Annotated in this window: 6 protein-coding genes and 1 pseudogene; all 7 read left to right on the forward strand. The window is 41.8% G+C overall.

Going from position 1 to position 7,680, the window contains the following annotated elements:
• Positions 1-418 (forward strand): prepilin peptidase (locus AC1WIP_RS08300; RefSeq protein ID WP_481141402.1); only part of this gene is annotated, 418 nt, incomplete at its 5' end.
• A gap of 77 nt (positions 419-495) precedes the next feature.
• The gene (locus tag AC1WIP_RS08305) at positions 496-1,734 is read left to right on the forward strand and encodes a WG repeat-containing protein (RefSeq protein ID WP_481141403.1); all 1,239 of its coding nucleotides are present in this window, start codon (positions 496-498) and stop codon (positions 1,732-1,734) included.
• 10 nt (positions 1,735-1,744) lie between these two features.
• Complete coding sequence (locus AC1WIP_RS08310) at positions 1,745-3,253, forward strand: DUF6382 domain-containing protein (protein WP_481141404.1); 1,509 nt, start codon at positions 1,745-1,747, stop codon at positions 3,251-3,253.
• On the forward strand, positions 3,201-4,724 hold the full coding sequence (locus tag AC1WIP_RS08315; protein WP_481141405.1) for a hypothetical protein: 1,524 nt from the start codon (positions 3,201-3,203) through the stop codon (positions 4,722-4,724). The genes AC1WIP_RS08310 and AC1WIP_RS08315 overlap by 53 nt, the downstream gene beginning before the upstream one ends.
• Before the next feature lie 24 nt (positions 4,725-4,748).
• Positions 4,749-5,516 carry a PP2C family protein-serine/threonine phosphatase gene (locus AC1WIP_RS08320; protein WP_481141406.1) on the forward strand — a complete coding sequence of 256 codons (768 nt, stop codon included), beginning with the start codon at positions 4,749-4,751 and terminating at the stop codon, positions 5,514-5,516.
• Between the two features lie 13 nt (positions 5,517-5,529).
• Positions 5,530-7,233, forward strand: coding sequence for a serine/threonine protein kinase (locus AC1WIP_RS08325; protein ID WP_481141407.1), 1,704 nt, complete (start codon positions 5,530-5,532; stop codon positions 7,231-7,233).
• Positions 7,230-7,680, forward strand: a pseudogene (locus AC1WIP_RS08330) (hypothetical protein); the annotation flags it as partial. The gene AC1WIP_RS08325 and the pseudogene AC1WIP_RS08330, both read left to right, overlap by 4 nt.

Here is a 7,680-nt window from a genome sequence, read left to right on the forward strand (position 1 = left end):
AGGTCCTATAGCATACGTTGACAGTAAAGAGTGCATTATACCAAATAAATATATTGTACTTGGCTTGGCGTATCGTTTGATCTTGATTCCTCTGGAGCTTTTGACGGCAGGAAATGTTTTTTTGGCTACATTGCTCTCAGAAGTAATTGCCGCAGGAGCCATTTTCCTGGCGACCGTTTTATGCAAAATATGTATAAAAAATTCTATAGGAGCAGGAGACATTAAGCTGTTTCTCGTTATGGGATTGTTCCTGAGTCTTGATGGAATATGGGCCGCTATGCTTTTTTCCCTGGTTGTCTGCTTTTTTCAGGTTATTTTCCTGTTGGCTACAAAGCGGAAAACAAGAAAAGACAGTATTGCTTTTGGCCCCGCAGTAACAATAGGAACATTGTTATCAATATTTATGACGGGAATGTAGAGGGATAGATTAATATGAAAAATTATAAATTTCTGGTGCCCATAGCGCTCATTTTGGTGTTTGCAGCATCTATTTACATGAAGATAGACAGCAACGCGGATAGGCAAAGAGCATATGCAGAATCCGTGGAAGCTGCAAGAGACGCAAGGAGTATGGGTGTTTGGGTGGATGCTGAGAAATATTATAAAGAAGCCTTACAGAATAATGATTATCCTGAATTGTGGGTGGAGCTGGGCGAAATGTATGTTGAGGCCAATATGAGCAGAAAAGCAATCAGCTGGGGTGAGGACGCTGTTTCTGCATATCCAAAGGCGACTTGCGTGTATGAGTATCTTGCTTCCGTATATGCGCTGTATGGGGAATACGTTGCATGTTTTAATTTATATGACAAGGCGGCCAAACTGGGAATTGTTTCAGAAAAGCTGGAAGCGGAAATAGACTCTATTGAATATGTATATAGTGAAACGGGCCAGTATGAAAATGCAGGAATATACAGTGGAGGCTATTGTCCTGTACAGACAAACTCTTACTGGGGATATACAGATACAACAGGAAAGCTTACGGTAAAGACCCAATATCAGTATGCTGGCCCGTTCTCATCAGATGTGGCGCCAGTTATAGATCAGGATGGAGAGGCGTATTTTATAGATGCCGAAGGGAACAAAAAAATTGCGGTGCCAAACCTTAAGAATATTCAAGTATTGGGTTTGCTGGAAAATAATGTGTTTTCTGCTTATGACGGCGAGGTTTGGAATTTTTATAATAGGGAAGGAGAATGTCTGTTTGGGGGATATGAGGATGCTTCTTCTATAGGAAATGGGGTGGCTGCAGTAAAGAGCAATGGCAAGTGGACAATCGTCAACAGCGCAGGCGAGGCAATCATTTCAGATACATTTGATTCTGTGATAAGTGATGAAAAAGGAATCGTCTGCAGACTAGACCGGCTTTTTGTGGAAAAAAGCGGCTTGTTTTATATGATAGATTCCAAAGGAGAGCGAATTACAGAGCAGGCATATCAAAATGCAGATATATTTAATGCTAACGGCTGGGCTGCAGTTGAAATAGACGGAGCGTGGGGATTTGTGAATGTTGACGGAGAAATAGAAATAGAACCACAGTATACTAATGCAAAAAGCTTTTCCAACGGATATGCAGCAGTAGAAACGGTCAATGGCTGGGGCTATATTGATACAGACAACAATCTGGTCCTTGGGGGTACATATGTGAATGCAATGGATTTTAACAGTAATGGTGCCGCTTATATAAATGAAGTAGCAGGCTGGAAGCTGATCGTTTTATACAAATATAATCACTAAGGAGGACGTAATGGAATTTACATATGAGAACCAAGGTACGAGTACCTATTTAGTATACAAGATATCGGAAAGCGATAATTTGGACACCCTGAGTCTCGGAATGCTCACAAATAATACCATTACGGGCCTGATTCCGGCGGTATTTACGCAGATGGATGGAGAACGGTTCATTAAATACAACGTTACCGCAAAAGTATCTGTCAAACAATTTTTTTCAGGCATTGTAAATAAAAAAAGGCTGACAGGGGTTTTTTCCGGGATCGTAAATGCAATGATATCTGCGGAAGAATATATGATTAATCCAACCAATATATTATTGGACCTTGATTATATTTATACAGATGTCTCTACATGCGAGACGAATCTGGTTTGCCTGCCGATCATGAAAGAGCAGCCACAGACGGTGGATCTTGGAAAATTATTTAAGATTATTGTATTCAGCACACAGTTTGACCAGACAGAGAATTGCGATTATGTGGCAAAAATTATTAATTATTTAAATAGTTCTCCTGTCTTTTCATTAGAAAACTTTAAATCGGTATTGGATGGAATTATGACGGATGTTCAGCCTGTACGACAACCTACAGTACAGGTTCCTATACAGCAGCCGTCAGTACAGCCTCCTGCGCAGCAGCCTGCAGCACAGAAACCCATATTGGAGTCTTCTGCGCAGCAGCCGCTGGTACAGGAACTTGCAGTACAGACTTCCATACCTCAGCCAAAAGTATCTTCATCAGCGGCACAGATTCCAGTGCCTCAGGCGGAGGCATTCCGGCAGACGATACCGCAGCAAACCCAGGCTGCAAAGCCAGGTGCGAATCCTCAGGAAAAAAAGATCAGTATGATGACTTTGCTGACACATTACAGCAAAGAAAATAAAGAGTTATATAAAAAGCAGAAAAATGAAAGAAAAAATAGTGGAAAGACTGGGAAAAAAAGTGAAAAAAAGCAGATAAATGCCGGATTTGCAATTCCTGGGCAGGAAATGCCTGATGGGAAAGCAGCAATTCCCCAACCTGAAAAAGCACAGACGACCCAACCGTCAGTCCCCCTTGGTACAGCGCAGATACCCGTACAGCTGCCGCAGACACCGCCCGCTGCAGCGAAACCTGTTTATGCAGTGCAGCAGCCGTCTGTCAATTTTGGGGAAACGACAGTATTAAATGCTTCCAATGGCATTGGTGAGACGACCGTGCTCAGTGCGGTGAATTCACAAATTGAGACAAGGCCTTTTTTATTGCGCAGTAAGGATCAGTCAAAGGTCATAATTGACAAGCCGGTATTCCGTATTGGCAAAGAGCGAAGTTATGTGGATTATTTTATAGGAGACAATTCCGCTATCAGCAGAAGCCATGCAAACATAATTATTCGGGGAGAGGAATACTACGTAGTGGACACAAATTCAACAAACCATACTTATGTAAACGGCATGATGATACAGAGCAATGTGGAGACAAAGCTTTCACATGGGACAAAGATTCAGTTTGCAAATGAAGAATTTGAATTCCGGCTTTACTAAAACACAGAAGGCGGCTTTTCTTTGGATTTGGATTCTGCTTATGCTTATCATTTTGTATTGCTTTAAGGACGGCGTAAGTGGAAATGATTTTTGGTGGCATATTAAGGCTGGCGAGTGGATATGTACCCATAAAACGGTGCCAAAACAGGATATATTTTCCTGGTATGGCATGGAGCAGCATATTCCATGGACTGCGCATGAATGGCTGGCAGAAGTAATACTTTATAAGATATTTCAGTTAGGCGGCTCCAATGGGGTTTACCTTTTCTCCATGGCATTAGGCGTTATTTTTCTGAACATCAGCTATCTGGAGGGCGGAAAATATGTTGGCAGAAATTTTGTCTTTTGCGGTATTTTTTATGCAGTATATGCTGTCATAGTGTATATGTTCTTTTACGGCAGACCTCAGATATTCAGTTTTATGTTTTTGTTTGCGGAGTTAAAAATACTGTACCGATTTTACGATGCCCCGAAAACCAGGAGTATTTATTTTATTCCGTTTTTGTCCTGCTTATGGAGTAATATTCATGGGGGCTCGTCTTGCATGGTTTATGTTTTGTGTTTGATTTTTTTGACAGCAGGCACTTTTGAATTTCGAATGGGGCGCGTGGCGGCAAAAAAGTGGGACAGAAACAGCAGGATGAAATTAGCAGTTGTTACAATTACGTCAGTATTGGCTCTTTTAATAAATCCCATTGGGGCAAGCGTGTTGAAATATCCTTATAGTAACCTCAGTGATACTATTTCAATGAAATTGATTAGCGAATGGTCGGCGCCGGATGCAAAAGATATAGGTCAGTTAATTTTGTTTTTTCTTCCTATTGTGCTGATGGCCATAGGCTTTATTACAGAAGAAATGGAAATCAGGCTTATTGATTTGCTGATATTTGCTGGATTTCTTTATCTTTTTTTTCGAAGCCAGAGATTTATTATTATGTGGAGCCTGGCCGCAAATTTTTGTTGTATGAGGTATGTGCCTCAAATTCGTATTAAGGAGATGACAACAAAGGCAGAAAAGCGATTGATGGCTTTGCTGACTGCTGCAACGCTGCTTCTTTGTGTTTGTACTGTAGGGATAATTGCACAAAATATCCATAATGGCGTACGTATGGTCAAAACAGAAATGTCCGATGAAATGCTGGAGGCAGTGAAGGAGGAAGCCATTACAGCCCTGTTTAATGAATACAATTACAGCGGTGAGCTTATTTTTAATGAAATTCCGGTATTCTGGGACAGCAGGGCAGATTTATTTGCAGGAAATATTTTGGGAGATGCCAGTGCATTGATGTATCTACAGAATATCACAGGAAATGCAGAAGATTTTGCAGAGAAAGTCATTGAAAAATATGGATTCGATTCATTCTTACTGATGAAAGAAAGACCCTTGTGTACTTACTTACTAAGCCATCCGGAAAAATATTCTGTTAAATATTACGATGGACAAGCCCTATTTTTTATAAAAACACGTTGAATGCTTGGTTTCATAGGAGGTCACATGAATTTTATTATTGCTGCGGATACGGACATAGGATTGGGAAAAAATACAAATCAAGATAGCCTGTCGGTAAAGGTTATGAATACCCGGCAAGGGAAAATGGTATTTGCAATTTTGTGTGATGGAATGGGAGGACTGGAAAGGGGAGAGATTGCCAGCGCCTCGGTAATTCGGGCGTTCGATAACTGGGTCCGCCAGACGTTGCCAGGTTTATGTGTCTCGCAGCTAAACGATGAAATGATACGTTTCCAGTGGGAAAATGTGCTTAAGGAGCAAAATATCCTGCTGCACCAGTATGGCAGAAAACACAATGTGACATTGGGAACTACTGCGGTTATTTTGATGGTCACGCAGAGCAGATACTATCTCATGAATGTTGGTGATTCCCGTGCATATGCAATTGGCGATTCCCTGATACAGCTTACGCGGGATCAAACGCTTGTTGCCCGGGAAATCGAACTTGGAAATATGACATATGAACAGGCATTACAGGATCCGAGACGGAACGTGCTGCTGCAATGTATTGGTGCCTCTGATATGGTATTTCCGGAAATGTTTTTTGGCACACCATATGCAGGGCAGGAATTCATGCTTTGCTCCGATGGCTTTCGGCATGAGATATCCGGAGATGAGATTTACGCAGAGCTTGCTCCGGATATTAATTTAAATGCAGATGAAATGCAGAGGCATCTTCGCAAATTAATTGAATTGAACAAACAGCGCAAGGAGAGAGATAACATTTCTGCATTGCTTATTCGAACATTCTAAGGAGGAAATTTAAATGCTTGAGATAGGATCGATTCTGGACGGCAAATACAAAATTCTGAATAAAGTTGGTCAGGGTGGTATGAGCGTCGTTTACCTCGCTATGAATGAGAAGGCAAATAAGCAATGGGCGGTAAAAGAAGTTCGCAAGGACGGTGTTCTGGATTTTGAATCTGTCAAGCAAGGGCTGATAGCGGAGACGGACATTCTGAAAAAACTCAGTCATCCTAATCTCCCAAGTATTATTGATGTAATTGATACGGATGAATCCTTTATTATTATCATGGACTACATTCAGGGCAATTCGCTGAACAAGGCGCTGGAAGAATACGGCGCCCAGCCTCAGGAAAATGTCATTGAATGGGCAAAGCAGCTATGTGATGTGCTGGGATATCTGCATAGCCGAAATCCCGCGATCATTTATCGTGATATGAAGCCTGCCAATATTATGCTGAAGCCTGACGGAAATGTTATGCTGATAGATTTCGGTACGGCAAGAGAATATAAAGAAAAGAATTTGGCGGATACCACATGCCTTGGTACCGTGGGTTATGCAGCGCCGGAGCAGTTTGGGGGCATGGGGCAGACAGATGCGAGAACAGATATCTACTGTCTGGGCGCCACGTTGTATCATCTTGTCACAGGTATGAATCCTTGTGAACCACCTTATGAAATAAAGCCGATACGAGAAATCAATCCCGCATTGTCAGGCGGACTGGAAAGGATCATTTTAAAATGTACACAGCGTGATCCAAATGACCGCTACCAATCGGCAGCAGAAATGATGTATGCGCTTGAGCATTATGAAGAAATGGATGACATTCACCGGAAAAAGCAAAAGCGGAAGCTGGGATTATTTCTTTCTACGGTGGGATTTTCTGCTGCATTCGCTGGAGTTTCCCTTTGGGGATACCTCTCCGCTGAGGAAAAGAAAAGTGACAACTATGATTATATTATGGCAAATGCCTCTTCGGTAGAGGATTACTATGAGGCTATTTTAACGGACCCCGTTCGAACGGAGGCATATTTGGGTTCGGATGATTACAGGGGACTTGTTTCCTATCTGCTTTCGGATGGAGAATTGAGTGCAGAGGAGAATGCAGTACTTGTCAAACTAAGGGGCGGTCTGGACGAACAGGACGCTCGGGGATATACCTATACGGTTGACGTCCTGGAGCAGCTTCAAACTGGAAATCCTACGGGATATGCGCAGGTTTGCTATGAGATTGGAGAGGCATATTTGTTTTACTATAATATAGGAGTGGAAAGGGATAAATATGCAACGGCGGCAACCTGGTTCCAATATGCGAAGGACGATTACCCGGTGGCTACAATGTATTGTGATATATCAGCCTGTCTCCAGAATATTTCTAAATATTCCAAGGCAGAGCAATATGCAGCACTCTATGAGGAATATGAAAATTTATGGACACAGGTGACAGAGCTGAAAGATAATGTTGAGCTGTATGATGACGACTTAAAGCTTAGGGTATGGAATGAAGTTGTAAATATGATTCAGAACAATACACTTGAATTTTGTGAGGTTACCTCACCGGAAGACATAATCACCATGCTGGAATCCATTTCAGCCAACAGCGAAAGGGTTACAAATACATTCCTACAGGATAATATTCACCTATTACAGAGCAGTATTGACACTACAGTTACCAAAATAAGATCTGTCAGGATTGAAGGGCAAGGGGAAGGAGAGAAAGGATGACATACGAAACATACAGATACATATTTATCGGCTGTTTATGTCTTTCCATATTGCTGTTTGTAACTGCCGTGATCTTATTTTTTGTACTCCACATACCTAATGTGATCGGGGACCTGTCAGGTGCCAACGCAAAGAAGGCAATAGAACATATTCGGAATAAAAATGAAAGTACAGGTGAGAAAACGTACAAATCCAGCAAGGTGAATACAGAAAGAGGAAAGATCACTGAAAAGATATCCATTTCAGGAAGGCTTCATAAACATACTACGGGGCCCTTGTATGGTGCAATGCCTACTGAGAAAATCAGTACCCAGAAGCTGACTGCAAACGAGACGACTGTTTTGAACACAGGAGGCAGAGAAACTACTGTTCTGGATATTGGTGGAAATGAGACAACTGTACTTTTGCCGGCTTCAGATGTGGCGGATAATATATTTACTATTGAAT

This window comes from Acetatifactor sp., assembly GCF_982438285.1.

What these genes read in the sequence shown, in the direction of transcription:
- AC1WIP_RS08320 (WP_481141406.1), top strand. Translation starts at nt 4,749, where the DNA reads ATGAATTTTATTATTGCTGCGGATACGGACATAGGATTGGGAAAAAAT.
- AC1WIP_RS08325 (WP_481141407.1), top strand. Translation starts at nt 5,530, where the DNA reads ATGCTTGAGATAGGATCGATTCTGGACGGCAAATACAAAATTCTGAAT.
- AC1WIP_RS08305 (WP_481141403.1), top strand. Translation starts at nt 496, where the DNA reads ATGAAGATAGACAGCAACGCGGATAGGCAAAGAGCATATGCAGAATCC.
- AC1WIP_RS08310 (WP_481141404.1), top strand. Translation starts at nt 1,745, where the DNA reads ATGGAATTTACATATGAGAACCAAGGTACGAGTACCTATTTAGTATAC.
- AC1WIP_RS08315 (WP_481141405.1), top strand. Translation starts at nt 3,201, where the DNA reads ATGGGACAAAGATTCAGTTTGCAAATGAAGAATTTGAATTCCGGCTTT.